A 20659-nucleotide genomic window follows, 5' to 3' on the forward strand; every position below is an offset into this window, starting at 1 on the left:
GTGTCACGGGTGCTGCCCATCGCGGTGGTGCAGGACGCGCCGCGTTCACCGGACGAGCCGCTGAGCCAGTTCACGGCGGCGGTGGAGGCGATGGTCCGGTCCTTCCCGCAGACCCGGCTGCTGGTGTATCCGGAACTGCACCTGTTCGGAGACGAGGTGGCCAGAGAGGCGCTGGATGCACGCGCCGAACCCCTGGACGGAACGCGCCTCCAGACCCTGGCCCAGCTGGCGGGCGACCTGGACGTGTGGCTGGTCCCGGGCAGCGTGTGTGAGCGCGGGCCCCAGGGCCAGCTGTTCAACACGGCCGTGGCGCTGTCGCCGGCTGGACAGCTGGCGGCGTCCTACCGGAAGGTGTTTCCCTGGCGCCCCTACGAACCGTTCGAGGCGGGGGACCGCTTTGTGACCTTCGACCTGCCGGGCATTGGCCGGGCCGGCTTCTCGATCTGCTTCGACGCGTGGTTTCCCGAGGTGACGCGCCACCTAGCCTGGATGGGGGCGGAAGTGGTGCTCAACCTGGTCCGGACGACAACCTGCGACCGCGCTCAGGAGCTGGTCCTTGCCCGCGCCAACGCCATCGTCAACCAGGTGTTCGTGGTGAGCGTCAACTGCGCCGGGCCGCTCGGCACCGGCCTGAGCGTGATTGTGGACCCGGAAGGGCTGGTGCGGACGGCCACCAGCGGTGCGGACCGGGCGGTGTTGACCGATGTGCTGGACCTGGAGCACGTGACCCGGGTGCGCCAGTATGGAACGGCCGGCCTGACCCGGATGTGGGCACAGTTCAGCCCGGGTGACCCGCCCCTGGCCCTGCCGCTGTACTCAGGCCAGCTGGACCCGGAGCGCTGGAGCCCCGGCTGGCCCGATCCGCTGTCGGAACCATGATGCTGGGCTAAGGGGTTGGAGGCGGCGTGGCCGTGATGCTCGCCACCGCGAATTCTGAAGTCCAGATCGGAGCGGATAGCCACCCTCACCCTGTGCTGGGCTTCCACGCTGGGGGAGCGGAGTCGGGCAGGGAGAACAGCACGGACGGCTTGCGCCTCAGATCGGGTCCGGCGTGGCTGTTGCCTCCATTTCGATGCCCGCCGCTTATTCCATTCACCGGATGCTTACGTCGGAAAGGGCAGGGGCTGCGTTCCACTACGCTGGGTCATGCTCCTTGTCCCCCCCACCCTGATCGTGCTCTGGCTGACTGGCCTCTTTTCCATTGTCCTGCTGGGCACCGGGGGCTGGCTGGTGTGGGAGTGGTACGACAACTGGGCCGCCAACCTGCCGGCCAACCCCCGCTACCTGATCTGGGGCGCCGCGCTGCTCGCTGTCTCCCTGCTGGGGGGGCCCGTGGTGAGCTTGTTCCTGGGCCGCCGGCCCCGGCCCGGCGAAGCACCGATGCAGGCGCTGACAGGGGGGACCGTCCAGCAGGTCGTTCGTCCGGACGGAACCCGGCTCCATGTCGAGTCATTCGGTCCGGAAGACGCGCCGGTCCTGCTCCTGACCCACGGCTGGGGACTGAGCAGTGCCGAGTGGTGTTACGCACGCCAGCACCTCGGCGAACGCTACCGGCTGCTGGTCTGGGACCTGCGGGGCCTTGGACAGTCAACTGCCCCCCACGACCACCGCTACGATCTGGAGCGCATGGCTGGTGACCTGAACGCTGTGCTGCAACTGGCAAACGGGCAACAGACCATCCTGTGCGGACACAGCATTGGTGGGATGACGACCTTGACCTTCTGCCAGCAGTATCCGGACGCGCTGGGTTCTCAGGTGGCTGGCTTGGTTCTGACGCAGACGACGCCCACAAATCCTGTCCAGACTGCGCTGGGTGCGCGGCTGAACCGGGCGCTCCAGGAGCCGGTGCTGCGGCCGTTGTGTCATCTGACCGTCTGGCTCTCGCCGCTGGTCCGGATAATGAACGTCCTGAGCGCCCTCAACGGCATCATGGTGCTGGCGAATCACCTGCTCCAGTTCAAAGGGCAGGAGACCCGGCAGCAGCTGGCCTTTACGACCGCGCTGTTGCTGCGGGCCAACCCGGCGGTGGTGGCCCGCGGCATGCTAGGAATGCTGAAGTACGAAGCCAGGGACGTCCTGCCAGCCATTGATGTCCCTACGCTGGTGATCGCGGCATCGTCGGACCGGGCCACACTTCCAGAGGCGGCCGCGTATATGACACAGCACATTGCCGGAGCGGAACAGGTGACGCTCAGCCCAGCCGGCCACATGGGACTGGTCGAGCACCACGAGGTCTGGGCCCAGGCGGTGCTGAGCTTCGCCACCCGGTGTTTTAAAGCGGGCCGGCCGGAAGTACAGCCCCAAACCAAAGTCTAAAGATCGGGTACGCATTTGCACCGGAAAGCGCTGACACTGATTGAGCGCAAATGGTTCGATGCGGGCCGTGACAAGTCTCTCAAGGCGTTGATGCCGGACAGATCATGCGGAGCTGCACATCAATATGTGAGGCCGGGTGAGGACATCCGTGCAATGAGTGACTGCTGACGTACCCGGACAAAGAGCTCGACTCATCTGAATATTCTGAAGTGTGGCCGGGGCGGATGTTTCAGGCAGTTGAGGTGATGTGAACTTGGGGTGGCAATCGAAAGCCAGGATGGGTTCAGAAGGCGGTGATCCGCTGCACCGTGTCCATCAGCTGCTAGGAGCCGGTAGGTTTGACCAAAAAGGCGTTGGCTGGCGTGTTCCCGGTAGCAAGCCAGCACCTGCGAGGCCATCTCGGACGTGCTGGCTGGCTGCCGGGACCGTCAGGAGCATAGGGTCTGCCTAGCACCTTCAGGCCCGACAGGCCCGGCAGATTCACGTCTAGCAGGATCAACCGAGGCCGGTCTTCGCTGTGGGCGAGGATCGCCGGCGGCTGCTCTCCGGTTGTGCATTTGAGGGTCTGCAGTGCAGAACTGACGTAACTGACGTACTTCACCGCGCTGATGAACAGCTCTGTCACTTTTTAAAGGTCATCAATCCACAGCAGATGTAGCGGATTCAACCTGGGCACCCATCGTCCTGGCACAGCGCCATGAACGCTGACCTTACAGCCGGCGCGGTACCAGGGTAGCGGTTCGCAACCAGAAATCCAGCAGGGCCTGGAACATGTGGACCCAATCATCGAAGGTGTGCGGTTTAACGAGGTAGCTGGAAGCGTACCCCTTGTAACTTGCCAGAATATCGTCCTCTGCGTGCGACACGCTGAGCACCACGACAGGAATGCGGCAGAGCTGCGGATGGTCTGACAGATGCCGCAACAGGCTGAAGCCCGACATGCCAGGCAGGATCAGGTCCAGCACGATCAGGCGAGGCCACTGTGCTGGACCTTCCGCGGCCGACAGGACAGACAGCGCGGCCTCGCCCGACGGTACGATCTGGCAGCGCGGGGCCGGCGTCACGTAGCTCAGGGCGCTGAGAATCAGGGTCCCCGTGGCGTTGTTGTCTTCAACCAGCAGCAGATCCGGCGCGCTGAGCATGGCTCAACCTAACAGCCTTGGCGGCGGCATGAGCAGAGAAATTCTTGGCCCGCTTGAAGAAGCCCACACATGGAAGGTGCATGGACAGGCAACTTATAGGGGAAGCGGGACAGGCATCCGGTCCCCGCTCTCCGTCAGTTTCGGAGGTGTCTACGTGTCTTCCTTCAGAAGCCGGTCCGTGTTCAGGCCATCAGGTCCGTACTTGATTCCCCCGGACCATACCAATCGGAAACGGCTGGCTAACGTTATAGCGGTGAGTATCACCAGTGTCTTGATATGAACGGCTGGATGTGACATCCATATCAGGCCCAGGAGGCTACTGACCGTTCAGAGGGCCCCGCAGGGAAATTGATCCCTGTCAAATACCCAACCTGGGCCGTGGGATGTCCTATTCAGTAGGCGCATCGCCGCACAGACCAACCCACAGATTGTGCGGCTGAACCGCACAGTGATGCGTGGAGCCATGAAGCCGATCGGCTCGTTGGAGAGCTGTAACCTGTGTCAACGTTGCACAGCAGATCAGATGAACGACTATGTCTACGCTGTCTGGGCTGTGCTGGTCCGCACTCACACGGGGCCGCCGCAGACGTCGAGAGCGGCGGCCAGAGTCAGTGAGGGCAGCTCGGACACGATTCAGGCCAGACTGCCGGCCGCTATCAAGGTGGGCGTCAGAAACACCTGACCAGGCCCGTCCAGGGTATATACCAGCCCTTCACCGCTGCGTACTGCGTTGCGCAGGCCTTTGACCAGAGGGCCCAGGCGGGGATTCATGGTAGCGGTGTACATCAGCATCATGTCTCCGTCCACCGTGACCGTTTCCCCGGCCGGGATGTCCAGCACCTCAATTTCATGCACGCTGACAGGAGACTCGATCACCAGCAGGCCCTGACCATCCAGACGAGGCTGCATCAGCCCATTGCCGCTCAGGACCCCCTGCACTTTGGCGTGCTGGTGGGTGCTCAGTCGCAGGCTGCCCTGAGCGGCGTAGTAGGCCTTGTCGTCCACCAGCATGCTGTCGCCGCCTTCCATATTGGCGAAGACAAAGTGCTTGCGGGTCGGTTCGGTCCAGATTTCTCCGCTGCCGGAAATGCGCGTGCCGTAAGCAGATTCACCGGTGCCGGCGCTTCGCACAGCGCGGCCGAGAAACCCGCCACCCTGCCCCGGTTGCTGCTGGATGACCTCAAACCGCAGGCGACCGTGTGCGTAAGAGAGGATGCCGGGTTCAAGAACGACGCTGTCGTCCCGCAGGGTGAATTTGATCTGCCGCTGACCGGTGTCGGTGTAGAGTTCACGGAACGTGGGCGTGCTTCCAGCCGCTCCCTGCACCAGCTGCGACGTGACCTTGCAGATGGCATAGAGTTCAGCTTTCAGGCCGGCGCTCTGTTCTTCGTGCAGTTGGATACGGAAACTCATGCTTCCAGAGTAACGGTCTTTCGTGACTCGTGTTGCACCCAGAGGGGTCGCTCAGGAGCCAGCGCGCAGTCAATGCGTCCAACAGATTGTGATACTCCGTCAAAATAGGGCACCGAATTTAAAAGCGGATCGGCAGGATGCAAGGCGTGGCCAGCTGGACATACGTTGCTCCCCAGGCTGGTTGGCATTCAGAAGCGCTGTCTTTTTGCCAAGCAGTGTTCCTGACCACTGATCTCAGGAGGCAGCCTGAAGACGCCTGGACGCTCCAAGAAGGTGCTCGGTGTGCATTGGCCAGTAGAGGAGCTACACCGGTTAGAACGCGTCCAAGCAGGGTAGAGCAAAGTCGAGCCAGGGCCTGATTCAGCTCAATTCCTTCTGTGCTGTCTGCATCACCTTGACCAGGGATGTATAAGACGGTATACTTTTCAACATCAAGGGCGACCCTCGGGTCGCTTTTTCCATGTATAAGGGCGGATTCTGGACCAGTAATCTACGGATGCCCGTCATGCCAGACAGGAAAGCTTTATCACATCATTGAACTGACTTCTGGAGCCAGCCTCTCTCGGAGCTTTTTTGTGCCCGGGTCCACTTCGTCGGTTCGCTCGCGGTGTCGCCTCCTGAAACCCGCTCTACTAAGGCCATGGCTGCGCGGCTCCCCCTCGACGTCCGGCAGATTTACCTTGAACCACGGGCCGCAGCGCTTCCCCGTGGTCAGGAGATTTTGCGCCGCTTTCCGGACGCCGAGCGGATCGAAGTGGCCTCGCACTGGAATATTCCCGGCCTGCACGGGAACGCCGGCCTGGTCAAGGACTGGCTGCGCGTCAAACGTCAGGTCCTGGTCCTGGGCTTCCGCAAGACCCTGACGATGCGCCCGAATGGCCGGAGCGCCGACTTCATCGCGCCGGGCCTCGCCAACGGGTGCGCCCTATCGTGCGCCTACTGCTACGTGCCCCGGCACAAAGGGTACGCCAATCCCATCACCACGTTTGCCAACATTGAGGACGTGCTTGCGGCTCTCCGCAGGCACGCCCAGCGGCAGGGCCGCAAGACCGAGCCCAACACGGTGGATGCCTCAGACTGGGTGTACGACCTGGGCGAGAACAGCGATCTGAGCGTGGACGCCCTGATCTCGGACAACGTGCGTGATCAGATAGAACTGTTCCGGACGCTTCCGAACGCCAAGGCGTCGTTCGCCACGAAGTATGTCAACCGTGACTTGCTGACCTACGACCCACAGGGTCGGACCCGCCTGCGCTTTTCATTGATGCCGCCGTCTGTGGCGCGGGTTGTGGACATCGGAACGTCTCCCATGTCCGAGCGCCTTGCGGCCATCAACGACCTTGTCGAGGCCGGGTACGAGGTGCACCTGAACTTCTCTCCGGTCATCATCTTCGACGGTTGGACAAATGCCTACACCGAGCTGTTCCAGCAGGTGGATGCGGTCTTGTCGCCCAGGGCCAAAGCTCAGCTGGCCGCCGAGGTTATCTTCCTGACGCACAACGTGGGCCTGCACGAGGTGAATCTCGGGTGGCACAGAAAGGCGGAAACGTTGCTCTGGACGCCGCAGTGGCAGGAAACCAAACAGTCGGAGTACGGCGGCACGAACCTGCGGTACCGCCGGGGACTCAAAGGCAAGGCTGTCGAGCGCTTCACGGCCCTGCTGCGGCGCGAACTGCCCTACTGCACCGTACGGTACGCCTTCTGAGGCGCTCTGGGCGCCGTCGGCAGCTGACGTTCTGCAGTACGGACCTGCGGGCGTGAGGCCTCCGTCATGCGGTCAGCGGATGGAGAGTAAGAGCGCCAAGCGCACAGCAGATTGACGCTCGGTTCCATCGCGGCCAGGCGGTGCAGCCGCGGTGCCATCGTCGGTGGTCTGGCTTGAGCCACATTGGCCGAGAGAGCAGCAGCTCATGGTCGAGCATTCGCGCCTGAAGCGAGGACCACTGGGCGCAGGACGAAAGCGGTGAACGTCGAGGCTCACGTCCTGCCATCCGCGTTTAATAGGGGCTGCAATCAGCGAGTTGTTTCGTGTTGGGGAGCCGGGGACGGTCGTCGTGTAGCACTGCTGGCTGTTCTCAACGCCATCGCCGCCCGGCTGCTGCGCTTCGACGCCTGCATGGTCTGGTGGGATCAGGTGGCGGGGCGCTTAACGAGTTCCACCGGGTCGAGGGCGCCCGCAGACGCTGTACTCTGGGTCACCACCCGACGGTGATAGTCGATCTGCCCGAGGTGATAGGCAAGGTGACTGAGGAACTGCAGCAGGGTCAACCGGCTCGAAAGGTCCACGTCCGCGAACCGGACCGGGAACATCTGTTCCAGATCGTCTTCGGTCAGCCGATGGAAGGCGGCTGTCAGGCCGTTCCTTGCGCCCATCAGCTCGCGGTGCAGCTCCTCACGGGTCACGTCACGCCTGCCGAATTCCGCCTCGCGGTTGCGCACGTACCCAGTCTGGCCGAGCACGGCACCGAAGAAGTGCTGCACACTTCCGGCCAGATGCAGGAACAAGGTGCCCGCCGAGTTGGGCATGCCCGGCAGGATGGTCCAGACGCTGGCGTCGTCAGGATACAAGTCCAGTTCGCGCTCCAGGGTGGCGAGTTCACGCAGGTACAGCCGGTGCAGCTCATTCAACAGCATGGGTCTCCTGGAAGGGTGCGGGGGCAGAGTGAGGGGTGCGGATGGGTCACGGCTGCGGTCCCAACCGGACGGCATGGCTGATCGTCCGACGGTTCAGTGCATGGTGCTACAGGCGAGGCTTCCAAAGCATCCTGGGACATGCGACGTGGCGGGTTGCGGTCTCTGGGCCGTCGATTGACACCTTACGCGCCAGGGACGACCGGAACATTCTTTAGAGTTGATGCTGGCTGTACAGCTGATTTGGAGCCCGGATAGGCACGTTTTTATGCCCGCACAGCCCACCAGAGCGCGAACGCAAGGCCGTAGGTGTGGATTGCGGGAAGGTTGAGAATCAGGGGCCGCGATAAGTGGACCCGGATTGCTCATCCAGGGATATGCAACACCGGCCTGCACGCGTCCACGCCGATCAGTTCAATGTCACTCCGGCGGTGCTTGTCCCAGGTGTTTCGCTGCAGTCGCCAGCGATTCACCCGCGCTGGTTCGCCGCGCCGTGTGGCCCAGTCGGTGCCATTCGGATGGTAGCCAAGCGCTTCGGACACGCGGTTGGACGCCACGTTGTCCAGGAACGCGTCGCTGCTCGCTTCTGCCGCTCCGAATCCGGCAAAGGCCAGATGCAGGATGGCTGCGCGCATCTCGCGTCCCAGACCCTGCTGCCGGACGTTCGGGGCCAGCCAGGAAAAACTGGTCACTGTCCGGAAACGGTCGAAGTTCACGCCGATCAGGTCCTGCATGCCCACCGCCTGCTCGCCCAGCATCACCACGAAGTACAGGCGCCAGGCATCCGGGCGGACGGTGCCGCGCCCGCGCCAGATGGCCTGAAGCCACTTTCGTTCTCGCACCGGATTGTCCTCGTAGAGGGACATCGGGTCATCGAAGAGGCCAGGGTGCCCTTCGGCCACGCCTGCGCGAACGATGGGCAGCAATTGGGCAAGCAGGTCATCCGTGGCCCCATACAGCGTCAGCCTGGGCGTGATGACCTGAAGATCAAGCGGTGGGTAGAGCGGAGGAGACATGACCTCAGCAGACGCTGGAACGCCTGAAGAATCCATACGCGAAACCGCTTACCTGGGTGTGCTAAGCGCTGGCGCGTGACGTCTTCTGTGCAACTTCAGCCCCAGGGCTACCACTTGAGGATGGCTGCGGAATTCAGTCAACCCAGATGCAACTTAAGCGGCTTATCCGAGTGAGACGCGGTCGTACTGGGAGCAGCTGGGGTAGGTTTTCTGACACATCTCATCCTGAAGACGAGACGCGCTTGGTTGTCCTGCCGTTGGACCCACGTGAATTCACGTCATACAGCCCTTCCGGGAAGGAACAGGCTGATACACCAGGATCGCTTGCCCGCGAGAATCGAGCGTGCCCAGCAGCCTTTGGCTTCTGCGGCATCTACCTGCTTCGCAGGCTCCGTTGAGGCATCCGTGGGCTGACGAGGGGCAGCTGACTGGGACGTCCACCACAACCACCGGTTCCGCCTCCCAGCCGCTCTCCCAGCAGACCAGAAGACGACGCAATGCGCCTCAAACCGCTCGGTGCGCCGGCCCATCCCGGCTCCCCTGACGTCGACCACAACACGCTGTGGTCTGGACCATGGTCCAGACGTGTTTCCCGATCTGACGGTAGAGCGACAGCGTTCAGCCCTCACTGGGCCAGACGTTCCGCATGCAGGCGGCCGAACGCCTGGCGCCGCTGACAGCCGGAATCCCCCTAAAGGTTCAGAATGGGCTCGCGGGTGGACATTACGGCAGCGTCCTCCGGGTCAAGGCCCGGCGCCTGCCGCCGCACACGGATGCGGAGCTGTCGGGGGGAATGGTCCATGTAAGCCGCTCCCATCGGCGGTTGACCCGACTGGTGGCTCTGGAAAGCCGCTCGGACCTGGCCTGCCGCGTACGCGTAGCAGGGGCTGGTTCCACGGTCTCTTGAGCAGCAGGGTGAGCGCCTCGCCGCCCGGCAAGGCGCCTGTCGCCGCTCCACACCATCAAAAGCAAAGGAGGAACTGCAGGAACAGGAGAAGTCTGACCTCCAGGGCCGGTGCGCCCTTCCCATGCCGGCCGGACCGGTTTCAGGTGCTCCGCTTTGGTCCGGTGGCCTGTACGGCCCGGTCGGGATCAGGCGTCCGGATCGGGGACCATCGCGACGCGCACCAGATACCGTGTGCTGCCCGGCCCGTCTGTTGCCGTGTAGGCGGCGAGCACCCGGTTCAGGTCGCGCTGCAACGCTTTGGCGCGCTCACGCGACAGGGGAGGGGTGGTCACGGTGGTGTCGAGGACAGCGGGCTCTTCGTCACCGTACGTGTCCCATGGCTGTCCGTTCACGGCGTCGTAGGCGAACACGCCGCTTCCCAGGCGGTACAGCAACAGGCCCCAGCGAGCGTCGTCATGCGCGGCGCGCATCACCCGCAGCATCGCGGCCTGAACCTCGCGTTCGCTGGCCGCGCGTTCGCGCAGCAGCACCTCCAGCAGCTCGGCAGCCGGGGCCCCGGTGTACGGCACGAACAGCCTGGGCGCGACCGAACGGTACACCTTGATGGCGGGTCCCCGGCGGGGCTCCTCCCGCACGATGCTCAACAGGCCTAACCGTGTCATCTGCCGCACCCGGTACAGCATCCGGTGCCGGTCCTCGCCCAGTTCCCGCGCGGCCCGCGCCACCGTGCAGTCGCGGCCCAGAAACGGTTCGAGAAAACGGCGGGCGTCGGGGTCCACCAGGAATGCCGCCGCGCCGGGGGCGGTGATGTGCACTGTCTCCGGTTCAGGGCTGGACACGCGCGTCCGTGAAGGCCGTCACCAGCTGACCGAGCGCCTCGCGCGTGCCGGCCTCGGCGGCGTCTCCCGCCGCGTTGGTGACGACCACGAAGGCGTACGGCTCATCCGGCAGGACCAGCAGCAGGGCCAGGAACGTATCGGCGCTGCCCGAGTGGCTGCTGGCCCGTCGGCCGCGGTACTGGCTGACGCCCCAGCCGAACCCTGCGCGCCCGCCCGGCACAAAGGGAGTATGCAGACGCTGGTAGGCCGTGTCCGGCAGCAGCCGTCCCTGACCATGCAGGCCGCGCAGATGGTCACGCGCGAACACCGTGAAGTCCAGGACGCTCATGTGGACGTCGCCCGCCGGGCCGATGCCCGGATGCAGCTGATAGGCGTCGTGCGGGTCGTGTGGCACCCAGGGGCCACCCTCCCGCTGATGACCCCAGGGTTCCTGCGGATTGGTCCGTGCCGGCCAGCCGAACCCGGCGCTGCCCAGACCAAGCGGCCCGAACACCCGCTCTTGCATCAGATCCTCCCACCGGGTGCCGGTACAGCGCTCGGCCATCACGGCGGCGACCCCGAAGGCCGCATTTGAGTAACGGTAGGTGCCGATCTCCGCCCACGGTGTCTGCCGGAGGGCATGCCGGGCGAAGGCGTCCCTCACGCCCCAGGAATTCCCACCCGGCCCGGGCGCGTCCTCGAAATGCTCGGTCTCCTCAAAGGGAGGCAGCCCTGAGGTGTGTGACAGCAGGTGGGCGAGTGTCGCCGGGTGATACGCGGGATGCACCTCCGCCGCGCCGAACACGTCAGTGAGCGGCGTGTCCCAGGTCAGGACGTCCGGCACCAGGGTCGCCAGCAGGGTGGCGGTCATCGGCTTGGTGCACGACCCGAGGTGCAGGCGATCATGCACGCTCAGCGCGTCACTTTGGTCAGCACGTCGCCGTCCAGCCGCCCCAGCGAGCAGAGATCCGTCCAGCGCGGTCACGCCCCACGCCAGGCCCGGCAGGCCGTGGCGCAACCGGAGATCATCGAGAGGGCGAGCAAGCTCCGGCGGGGTGGTAAAGGGATGATCCATGCTGCAGATTGCCTCCGGGTCAGGATGAGCGGAAAGGGCCAGATTCATCCTGACATGCGGTGTGGAGGCCAGACACGGAGCGGCGGCCCACTGGGAACGGTGGGGTTCAGCTCGGTTGAGGGCATCTCACTTTCGTTATCTGCGCGTCGATCTGGAAGGCCGACGGGGGCGTGCCGGGCGATTCGGAAGGCGCTGCTTGTCGCCTGTGTCAGGTCTGGGCGGACGACGTGCTGCTCCAGCCAGACTGCCCACGGCTGGCTGATGCGTAGCACAGGCAGGGCAAATCAAATCCTGCCATAGTCCTTTCTCGACGAGCACAGAGCGGCCATCGGGCGAGCAGGCTTGCGACCCGACGGTCGCGCCAATGCAAGGTACGCCTCGGATCTTAATGCGTGCCTGTGCGGTGGCCGATAAGCACGACAACCAGCAGCTGAATACAGCACCTCCTGAAGGTGGCCGACCACAGCCGCAGCATGCCGCTCACCTGACCGGGGTCTCCTCAGACAGGCGTCTGGTTCATGTCCAGGCCGCGTGGTCGTCATTCAGGCGCGGGTCTGGTGTCGCGGGCAGAAAAAACACTGCGGGTCAGCCGCGCCCGTGTTGCGTCATAACCAGGGCGCGGCTCCCCGCAGTGACTCTACTATACCGGTAAAGCTGGCCTTTCGTGCTCCCACACCTGAGCGGCAGACCGGACGGCCGGGGAACTGACGCGGTGCCGCTCTTTTCTATTTTGAGGTTGCGGGAGCCGGCCGGACCCTTGACACGCCGTAAGGCCGATTCTGGCCCCTTACATCTCATCAGGAACGGGGACTAGGGTGAGTCGCAGGACATACGTCTCTCCGCTGGCGTCATCCTTGAGCGCCTGATAGTTCGCATGCAGCTGATGCAGGTCACGCTGCAATTGCTTGGCATGGGCTCTGGAGAGCTGGAGCGGGGCCGTGTTGTCCCACACGGCCGGCACGTCCGGTTCCAGCAGCCACGCCAGCATCCTCCAGTCGGGTGATGGTGGCCCCGCGGGTCGCGCTGGAAGCAGGGCATGGCTCCTGAATCCCTGCGCGTCCCCATAGGTGTAGAGTCCAAACCAGCGGGGGTCCTCGGCGAGGCCACTCCAGGCGCGCGTGAGCAGCGACAGGACCGAACGGCGGGCGTTGTCCAGGGACGACTCGTACAGCGCATGGATCGACTCGGCGGAGGTAGCGCTGAACGGCACGAAGTAGCCCGGAGACGAAGACCGATAGTACCGGATGGCCCGGCCCGGCCGCGGCTCGGTGCGGGTGACCTCCAGCAGCCCCAGGCGCAGCAGTTTATTCACCTGGTACAGCATGGCGTTCCTGGTGACGCCCAGCTCCGCGGCCACGTCCGTCACCCGCCGTTCCCGCCAGATGAACGGCTCGAAGTAGCGTCGTGACTGTGCGTCGGCCACGACCCGCGCGGCCTCCGGGTCATCCAGGCGCTGCCACACCCTGGGTGAATCGTCCGGTGTCATTTTCACCAGGGTACCACCCACGCTGGTCTCCATGAGGACACCATGTTCGCTGCGCTGACGCACCGCAACTTCCGCAGGCTCTGGCTGGGAGAGGTGATCTCCCTGATTGGTGACCGCGCCCTGTTGCTCGCCCTGCCGTACTTCGTGTACCAGCAGACCGGGTCCACCTTCACCACCGCTCTGCTCGCGCTGTCGTATTACCTGCCGGGCCTGCTGTTCAGCCCGGTGGCGGGCGTGCTGGCCGACCGCTGGGACCGCCGCCGCGTGCTGGTGACCACACACCTGATTCAGGGTGTGGTGATCACCGGGCTGCTGCTCGCTCCGGTGCCGGGGCTGGTGTGGGTGGCGTACGTGGTCACCTTCTTGGAACTCACCGTGAGTACGCTGTCCACCCCGACGGCAGGGGCCCTGCTTCCGACCCTGGTGGGGGACGAGGGACTGATGCAGGCCAACGCCGCCCTGTCGCTGGGCATGACCAGCGCCCGCTTGCTGGGCCCGGTCATTGGCGGCGCCCTGATCGCTACCCAGAGCATCGCCGGAGTGGTGCTGTTCGACGCGGCCTCATTTGTCCTGGCGGCCCTGAGTTTCCTGCGCCTTCAGCTCCCGGCACCTGAACCTTCGGCTCGTCCGGTCCAGGCTGCCTCGTTGCTCGGCTCCTGGCGTGAAGTGGGCCGGGAATGGCGCGAGGGACTGGGCATCATCCGGCGCAGCCGGGTCATTCTGACGCTGATGGCGGTCCTGGGCATCACCAGTCTCGGCGGCACGCTGATTGACCCGTTCTACACGCCGTTCCTGGTTTCTGTGCTGCACGCCGATGCCGAAACGATCGGTGTGCTCAGCGCCCTGGGAGGCATCGGCGCCCTGCTGGGGAGCTTCGCGTCTGCCTGGATCGCCGGCCGTCTGCCTCCCCGGTCCCTCATCGCGTTCGGTACGCTGCTGGTCGGCCTCCTGATGTTGCGGATGTACAGCCTGTCTGCTCTACCCCTGATGTTCGTTCTGGTCCCGCTGCTGGGGGTGCCGATGGTGACCTCGAACGTCGCCCTCTCGACCCTGATCCAGCGGGTGACACCCGACTCCCACCGGGGCCGGATTTACGGAGCCCTGGGCACGACCAATGCCCTGGTCGGCGTCCTGGCGACCGTGACCGCAGGCCTGATCGGGCCACAGGTGGGGATCGGGCGGATGCTACTGGCGGCGGCGTGCCTGACGCTGCTCGGTGGACTGGTGGCGCTCGTATTTCTTCCACGCCAGGGGGAAACAGCGGCTCTGGGCAGCGAGCAGGGAACCTGAATCAGGGCCGCCGTAACCATGACGGGGCAGCGTGCTGTTTGCCCAGGAGAGTGGGCTGGGCGTTCCAGCGGGTGGCTGCAGTTCACAGGAGCGCAGAAGAGTGCTCCGGTTCAGGGCGGTGGTGTGGAATACGACTGGCGGGACATCCTCAAGTGCCTCCGTCCCGTCCGCGTGAGCGCAGTTGGCAGCCAGTCCTGAGGTGGCCCCGGTGGAAGGTGTCAGCCTGTTGGGTTGGGAGTGTCTCCCGTTTCCAGCACCTCTATCCTGTCCCCGACCCCGAGGCGTCCGTGTTGCTGGTATTCCAGGTGCTGCCCAAACGGAACGGCATTGCCCCAGCGGCGGTAGGAAGCCAGGGCCTTCAACACCGTCCCCGTCCCCCTGCCCTGCTCGTCAACGTTGATGATGCTGCAGCGGCCACAGCTTTCCACCACCTTGAACTCAATTCCCCCGATGCGAATCCGTCGCCAGTAATCCTCTGCATAGGCGGCAGTTCCCCGGACGACGATGTTGGGACGGAAGCGCCGGGCATCGACAGGTGCAGTCAGGCGGGTGTTCAGGTCGGCCAGGGACGCTTCACTGATCAGGTGGACAGGATTTCCGTCCGAGAGATTGAGCCGTGTGCCGTTCACAGGCGGGCCGCGGAAGCGGTGGGACGAATCTGGCTGATAGACGAGGGTACACTGGCGGTGCAGATAGGCGGAGAACCAGTCGCTGGCCGAAGTCGGGGCTGCCACCACGGCGATGGGGTGCTTCCACATGGTGGCCTGAACGGGCGCTCCATCCGGTGCCTGTTCCACCGTGAGTTGTCCCATCCCAGGGGCCGTGAAGGTCAGGCCGGAGGCGTGGAGAACGGGAGTCACAAGGCGCAGGGTCGGGGCCTCGCGCTGCGTGATGGCCTCGCCCTGCGAATCAATCAGCATCCAGCGGCGGTCCTGTACCAGGCCCCGGTCCGTAAGGGTGCTGGTGGACACGGCGATGCCCGCAGCGGATTTAAGCGGGTAGATCCAGAGCCCGCTGACGTGGAGGTCTGGTGGGGCCTGGATGTCTGGGTTCGTCACGTCGGAGACAGTCTAAAGGCTGAACCGGCGCTGCGCTTGGATCTGTGTGAGTCGCGGCCACAAAGCGTGGCTCATGAGCGACAGCGACGGGTCAGTGGTGAGTGCCTTAAAGCCGGCCACCGCGCCCCATTCTCCCGGATGTCCAGGTGAAGGCGGGTAAACGCCAACCCCTGAACAGCCGCTATCGATCCTTGGGCGCGGTGTACGGCGTGGTCTCCGGCGTCCCTTGCTCCTGGCCCGGATATGGGAAGTGCCGACTGGGTCAGGGCAGCCTCAGCAGGGTCCCGTCAGTGGCGCGGCGAACCTGGTGGCGCATCCCGAGGGGGGGCCGTGGATTCGCGCTCGATCAGCTCGGTGGGAAACGGAGCCGGCAGGGCCGGCGCCTGGCCCTCAGCCAGCGCCACCAGCAGCTGAACCGCGACCTCTCCGATCTGCGCCAGGGGCTGGCGTACCGTTGTCAGACCCGGGCGGGACGCGACGGCAATCGGCAGGTCATCGAACCCCACCACCGAGAGCTCGTCGGGGACGCGCATGCCCAGGTCCTGGGCCACGTGCATCGCCCCCAGGGCCATCGCGTCGCCCGACACGAAGATGGCGCTCGGTGGCTGCGCGAGTCTCAGCAGCCGCAAAGCCGCCCCTTCGCCGCTGGCCTTGGAGTAATCGCCGTGCTGCACGTAGTTCCGGGGGACCTTCAGTCCGGCGGCCGCCATGCTGTCGCGGTACCCGCGCAGGCGCTCGTCGGCGTCGTCGCGGTCGTGCTGTTCCGGGTCGAAGGGGCGGCTGGCGGGGCGGCGATCCTCGGACTCCAGACCGCTGATAAACCCGATGCGGGTGTGCCCCAGGCGCAGCAGGTGCTCCGTTGCCAGGCGAGCGCCGCCGTAATTGTCCACCGTGAGCCGGCGCTCGCCGGGGCCATCCACGCTCACCACGTGGGCGGGGAGTTCCGTGCGCTGCCAGCGGCCCTCCCGGGACGGCTGGATCAGCAGGGCTCCGGCGGCGAGGCGGGTCATGACCGACACGTCCGAGAACCCCTCTTCGCTGAGCATCATGACGATGAGGTCGTAGCGGAGTTTTCCGGCCGCCTGGGCCGCCCCCTGGATCACTTCGGTCGCGTAGGGCCGGTTCAGCTGGGGCGAGAACACGGTGATCATGCGGTTGCGCCCACCGGCCAGTGCCCGCGCCACGGCATTGACCCGGTAGCCAGTCGCCTCGATGGCCTCCAGCACCCGCTGCCGGGTGTCCTGGCGCACCACCGCCTTTCCGTTGATGACATTGGAGACGGTCATGGCGGAGACGCCTGCCCGCCGCGCCACATCACTCAGCGTCGCCCGTTCCTGATCCTCACGCGCCACGATGCTTGAACTTTCTCACATCTTTCTCCAACATTCAATGATTTCGGTTGCCCTCTTGAAATTTTAGCGCTATAACTATGACGTACTGAACAAGTTAGGTGCACACCGTCTGGTCCTCGTTACTTCGGGAGATCTGTATGTCTGTTGACCCCGCCTTCAGGTTGCGCGCTCCTCCGCGCTGACCCGCGCATGTTCTCGCCGTGGGACGCGCTGTCCCATCATTTCGGCGGTGTTCGCACCTGCCGCTGGCCGTGATGCTGCCTGTTCGGCCCCCACATCACCCCTGGAGGGTTGCATGTCCACAACCAAGACGTTTGCGCTGATTACCGGAGTGACCGTGATGCTGAGTGCCTGTGCCGAGCAGCGCGCTCCCAGCGTCCCGTCCACGCCCCCCACGCTCACTTCGCTCGCCACCTGCGGGACCGTCAACGTGGCCCAGGGCCGGCCGGCCAGGGCGTCCTCGACCGAGAATGCCGCCTCCCTGGATGCGGGCATGGCTGTGGACGGCAACCCCGGCACCCGCTGGGCCAGCGCCTGGACGGACGCCGAGTGGCTCCAGGTGGACCTGGGCAGCTCACAGCAGATCTGCTCGGTGGTCCTCCAGTGGGAGGCCGCCTACGGGCAGGCCTTCCAGATTCAGGTGACGGACAATCCCGCTGACGCCTCCACCTGGCGCACCATCTACCAGACCAGCACGGGCACGGGCGGCACCCAGACCATTACCCCGACCACGGCGGCCAGCGGGCGGTACATTCGCATGAACGGCCTCAAGCGCGGCACCGGCTACGGCTACTCGCTATGGGAGTTCCGGGTGTACGCCGGAGGCACCACGACCACCTTGCCGACGTCCGACACCCCCGACTTCGGCCCGAACGTGTCCGTTTTCGACACCTCCACGCCCATCACCACCATCCAGTCCAAGCTGGACACCGCCTTCAACGCGCAGCTCAGGAATCCGGACGCGCAGTTCGGTGACCAGCGCAACGTCTTTCTGTTCAAACCGGGCAGCTATGGACGCGTGTTTGCGAACGTGGGCTTCTACACGGCCATCGCCGGCCTGGGCCGCAACCCGGACGACGTGACCATCAACGGCGCGGTCAATGTGGACAGCGGCTGGGTGTACGGCGACGAGAAGAACGCCACCCAGAACTTCTGGCGCAGTGCCGAGAACCTCGCGGTGGTGCCCGAGGGCGGCACCGATCGCTGGGCCGTGTCGCAGGCGGCCCCGATGCGCCGCGTGCACATCCGGGGTGGCCTGACCATGGGCCCCTCCAATCAGGACTACGGGCAGGGCTACTCCAGCGGCGGATTCATCGCCGACAGCAAGGTGGACGCGCAGGTGACGTCCGGCTCCCAGCAGCAGTGGTATTCCCGGGACAGCGCCTTCCTGCAGGGCTGGGGCGGCAGCAACTGGAACATGGTCTTTTCCGGCGTGCAGGGCGCGCCCGCCCAGAGCTTTCCCAGCCCGGCCTACACCACGCTGGCGACCACGCCCGTCTCGCGCGAGAAGCCGTACCTGTACGTGGAGAACGGCAAGTACAACGTGTTCGTCCCCAGCCTGCGCACCAACGCTTCCGGGGTCACCTGGCCGAACACGCCCGGAACCTCCATCCCGATGAGCCAGTTCTACGTGGCCCGGCCCACCGACAGCGCCGCGACGCTGAATCAGGCGCTGAGCCAGGGGCTGAACCTGTTCTTCACCCCGGGCGTCTATCACCTGGACCGGACGCTGAACGTCACGCGCCCCGGCACCGTCGTGACGGGCATCGGTTTCCCGACCCTGGTGCCCGACGGCGGCGTCAACGCGATGCAGGTGGCCGACGTGGACGGCGTCAACATCAGCAGCCTGCTGTTCGACGCCGGCACCGTGAACAGCCCGGCGTTGCTGACGGTGGGCACGGCGGGCGCGCATGTCAACCACGCGGCGAACCCGATCAGCGTGCAGGACGTGTATTTCCGCATCGGCGGGGCGGTGGCAGGCAAATCCACCACCAGCCTGATCGTCCACAGCGACAACACCCTCATTGACCACATCTGGGCGTGGCGCGCCGACCACGGCAAGTCCCCGACCGGCTGGGCCGTGAACACCGCCGACACCGGCGTGATCGTCAACGGCAACAACGTGCAGGCCACCGGTCTGTTCGTGGAGCACTACCAGAAGTACCAGGTGGTCTGGAACGGTCAGGGTGGCCGGACCATCTTCTTCCAGAACGAGATGCCCTACGATCCGCCGACCCAGGACGCGTGGCGTGTGGGCGCCCGGGGCTACGCGGCCTACAAGGTGGCCGACAGCGTCACCACCCACGAGGCGTGGGGCCTGGGTGCCTACGCCTACTTCAGCGCGAACCCCAGCATCCACGCGGACCGTGGGTTCGAAGTGCCCACCGCCTCCGGGGTCAGGATGCACAGCGTGCTGACCGTCTCGCTCGGCAACACCGGGTCCATCGACCACGTGATCAACAACACCGGGGCGGCCGTCCCCTTCGCCGACCCGGCCAAGAACACCGCTCCCAGCCCGGTGGTGAACTACCCCTGACCCCGGAACGGGAGAGGGAAGACGAGCCGCGGCGGAGGACGGCCAAGTTCCCTTCCCCTCCCGGAGACCGGCAGGACGAGCAGGTGCAGCACGCATCACGAGGTGACCCATGAACCGAAATCATGCCCTGGCCGTGTCGGCCGGACTGGCCCTGCTGCTGAGCGGATGCGGCAACACCGGCCCGTCTCTGGGCCAGCAGCAGGAACCGTCAGAGGCCCGAAGCTCCCTTCAGGCGCAAGCCACCGCGAAGAGTGTCAAGCGCGGCATCGCCTACGACCTGTCCAGCGGCGCCGACATGGCCGCGCTCGCTCCCGGTGTGAGCTGGTGGTATAACTGGGGCTCCTCTCCGAACGCGGGCGTGCCCTCGGATTACGCCACCCGCTACGGGATGGACTACCTGCCGATGCTGTGGAACGGCAACTTCGACACCGCCACCATCGAGAGCAAGCTTAGGGCCAACCCGGCCGTCAAGTACCTGCTGGTCCTGAACGAACCCAACCTGACGGACCAGGCCAACCTCACCCCGGCCCAGGCGGCCAGCCTGTGGCCCCGCTACGAGCAGGTGGCGCGCGACACCGGCGTGAAGCTGGTGGGCCCGGCGATGAACTGGGGCACGATGTCCGGCTACAACGACCCGGTGGTGTGGCTGGACGCGTTCTACGCCGCCTACCGGGGCAACAACGGGGGACGTGACCCACAGATCGACTATCTGGCGTTTCACTGGTACGACTACGGCCTCGCGGGTCAGCTCGACCGGCTGAAAAAGTACGGGAAGGCCTTCTGGGTCACCGAGTTCTCCAACTGGCACAGCGGCACGGACGGCGCCCAGATCGACACGCTCGCCAAGCAGAAGGCGCAGATGGCCGACATGGTGGCGACGCTGGAGAACCGTGCCGACGTCTTCCGCTACGCCTGGTTCACCGGGCGCTGGAACAACGATGCCCACTACATCAGCCTGCTGGGGCCGACCGGCCAGCTGACCGAGCTGGGGCAGTACTACCTGTCGCTGCCGTACAGCACCGCCACGGGCGGGACCACCGGCACCTGCGGCACCAGCAACCTCGCGCAGGGCAGGCCGGCCAGCGCGTCCTCGACCGAGAACAGCGGCACGCCCGCTGGCGCGGCCTTTGACGGCAACACAGGAACCCGCTGGGCGAGCGCCTGGAGTGACCCACAGTGGCTGCAGGTGGACCTGGGCGTCTCGCGGAAGATCTGCCGGGTCACCCTGCAGTGGGAGGCGGCCTACGGCAAGGCCTTCAGGCTGGAGGCCTCCGATGACATGAACACCTGGACGCCGCTGTATTCCACCACCACCGGGACCGGCGGCACCCAGACGCTCAATGTCAGCGGCACGGGGCGGTATGTGCGCATGACCGGCACAACGCGCGGCACCGGGTACGGCTACTCGCTCTTTGAAGTTCAGGTGTACGGCACGCCGTGACCATCCTGGCGCCTCGCCGAGGGCGCGCCACACCTTGAAGTGTCCAGGCACATCAGTCCTGGAGCGTTGGCCACGGCGGCGGACCTGCTGTGGCCAACGCTCCAGCTGGCCATGCTGAGCCGCCCCGCTGGACCAGTCACCCCTCGGCAGTTGTGCCGCCTCGTGTCGAGCGCCAGGC

At 65.3% G+C, this 20659-nt stretch carries 15 protein-coding genes and 1 pseudogene; 7 read left to right on the plus strand and 9 right to left on the minus strand.

Features of this window, described 5'->3' with window-relative positions:
- Positions 1-879: a carbon-nitrogen hydrolase family protein gene (locus ABOD76_RS21530; protein WP_350245416.1), complete on the plus strand. Its 879-nt coding sequence runs from the start codon at positions 1-3 to the stop codon at positions 877-879.
- A 267-nt stretch (positions 880-1146) separates the two neighbouring features.
- On the plus strand, positions 1147-2316 hold the full coding sequence (locus tag ABOD76_RS21535; RefSeq protein ID WP_350245417.1) for an alpha/beta fold hydrolase: 1170 nt from the start codon (positions 1147-1149) through the stop codon (positions 2314-2316).
- A gap of 710 nt (positions 2317-3026) precedes the next feature.
- Here the strand turns inward: ABOD76_RS21535 and ABOD76_RS21540 are convergent.
- Together ABOD76_RS21540 and ABOD76_RS21545 are read right to left on the minus strand one after the other, a co-directional pair.
- A complete protein-coding gene (locus ABOD76_RS21540; RefSeq protein WP_350245418.1) occupies positions 3027-3458 on the minus strand; it encodes a response regulator in 432 nt (143 codons plus the stop codon).
- A gap of 633 nt (positions 3459-4091) precedes the next feature.
- Positions 4092-4871, minus strand: coding sequence for an AIM24 family protein (locus ABOD76_RS21545; protein WP_350245419.1), 780 nt, complete (start codon positions 4869-4871; stop codon positions 4092-4094).
- Between the two features lie 640 nt (positions 4872-5511).
- Here ABOD76_RS21545 and ABOD76_RS21550 point away from each other — a divergent pair.
- Positions 5512-6576: a spore photoproduct lyase family protein gene (locus tag ABOD76_RS21550; protein ID WP_350245420.1), complete on the plus strand. Its 1065-nt coding sequence runs from the start codon at positions 5512-5514 to the stop codon at positions 6574-6576.
- A gap of 425 nt (positions 6577-7001) precedes the next feature.
- Here ABOD76_RS21550 and ABOD76_RS21555 read toward each other — a convergent pair whose 3' ends face one another.
- The 5 genes from ABOD76_RS21555 to ABOD76_RS21575 all read right to left on the minus strand — a co-directional run bounded on the left by ABOD76_RS21555 (position 7002) and on the right by ABOD76_RS21575 (position 12804).
- Positions 7002-7505 (minus strand): DinB family protein, encoded by a 504-nt coding sequence (locus ABOD76_RS21555; RefSeq protein ID WP_350245421.1) that lies wholly within the window; start codon positions 7503-7505, stop codon positions 7002-7004.
- A gap of 362 nt (positions 7506-7867) precedes the next feature.
- Positions 7868-8518, minus strand: a complete 651-nt coding sequence (locus ABOD76_RS21560) for a GNAT family N-acetyltransferase (protein WP_350245422.1) — start codon at positions 8516-8518, stop codon at positions 7868-7870.
- Positions 8519-9610: 1092 nt separating this feature from the next.
- Positions 9611-10264 carry a hypothetical protein gene (locus ABOD76_RS21565; RefSeq protein ID WP_350245423.1) on the minus strand — a complete coding sequence of 218 codons (654 nt, stop codon included), beginning with the start codon at positions 10262-10264 and terminating at the stop codon, positions 9611-9613.
- Positions 10251-11318: a serine hydrolase domain-containing protein gene (locus tag ABOD76_RS21570; RefSeq protein ID WP_350245424.1), complete on the minus strand. Its 1068-nt coding sequence runs from the start codon at positions 11316-11318 to the stop codon at positions 10251-10253. The genes ABOD76_RS21565 and ABOD76_RS21570 overlap by 14 nt, the downstream gene beginning before the upstream one ends.
- Positions 11319-12105: 787 nt before the next feature.
- Positions 12106-12804: an ArsR/SmtB family transcription factor gene (locus ABOD76_RS21575; protein WP_350245425.1), complete on the minus strand. Its 699-nt coding sequence runs from the start codon at positions 12802-12804 to the stop codon at positions 12106-12108.
- A 42-nt stretch (positions 12805-12846) separates the two neighbouring features.
- On the opposite strand from ABOD76_RS21575, the gene ABOD76_RS21580 reads away from it, so the two are divergent.
- Positions 12847-14094 carry an MFS transporter gene (locus ABOD76_RS21580; protein WP_350245426.1) on the plus strand — a complete coding sequence of 416 codons (1248 nt, stop codon included), beginning with the start codon at positions 12847-12849 and terminating at the stop codon, positions 14092-14094.
- A 218-nt stretch (positions 14095-14312) separates the two neighbouring features.
- Here the strand turns inward: ABOD76_RS21580 and ABOD76_RS21585 are convergent, their stop codons facing one another.
- Positions 14313-15152, minus strand: a complete 840-nt coding sequence (locus ABOD76_RS21585; RefSeq protein WP_350245427.1) for an MOSC domain-containing protein — start codon at positions 15150-15152, stop codon at positions 14313-14315.
- A 287-nt stretch (positions 15153-15439) separates the two neighbouring features.
- Positions 15440-16438, minus strand: coding sequence for a LacI family DNA-binding transcriptional regulator (locus tag ABOD76_RS21590; RefSeq protein WP_350245428.1), 999 nt, complete (start codon positions 16436-16438; stop codon positions 15440-15442).
- 361 nt (positions 16439-16799) lie between these two features.
- On the opposite strand from ABOD76_RS21590, the gene ABOD76_RS21595 reads away from it, so the two are divergent.
- From ABOD76_RS21595 to ABOD76_RS21605, 3 genes and pseudogenes are all read left to right on the plus strand, one after another.
- Positions 16800-19040, plus strand: coding sequence for a discoidin domain-containing protein (locus tag ABOD76_RS21595; RefSeq protein ID WP_350245429.1), 2241 nt, complete (start codon positions 16800-16802; stop codon positions 19038-19040).
- Between the two features lie 109 nt (positions 19041-19149).
- Positions 19150-20058 (plus strand): annotated as a pseudogene (locus ABOD76_RS21600) (glycoside hydrolase family protein); the annotation flags it as partial.
- Positions 20047-20481, plus strand: coding sequence for a discoidin domain-containing protein (locus ABOD76_RS21605; protein WP_350245698.1), 435 nt, complete (start codon positions 20047-20049; stop codon positions 20479-20481). The pseudogene ABOD76_RS21600 and the gene ABOD76_RS21605, both read left to right, overlap by 12 nt.
- The last annotated feature ends 178 nt before the right edge of the window (positions 20482-20659 follow it).

It is taken from the genome of Deinococcus sonorensis KR-87 (assembly GCF_040256395.1).
In the GTDB taxonomy this organism is placed as follows: domain Bacteria; phylum Deinococcota; class Deinococci; order Deinococcales; family Deinococcaceae; genus Deinococcus; species Deinococcus sonorensis.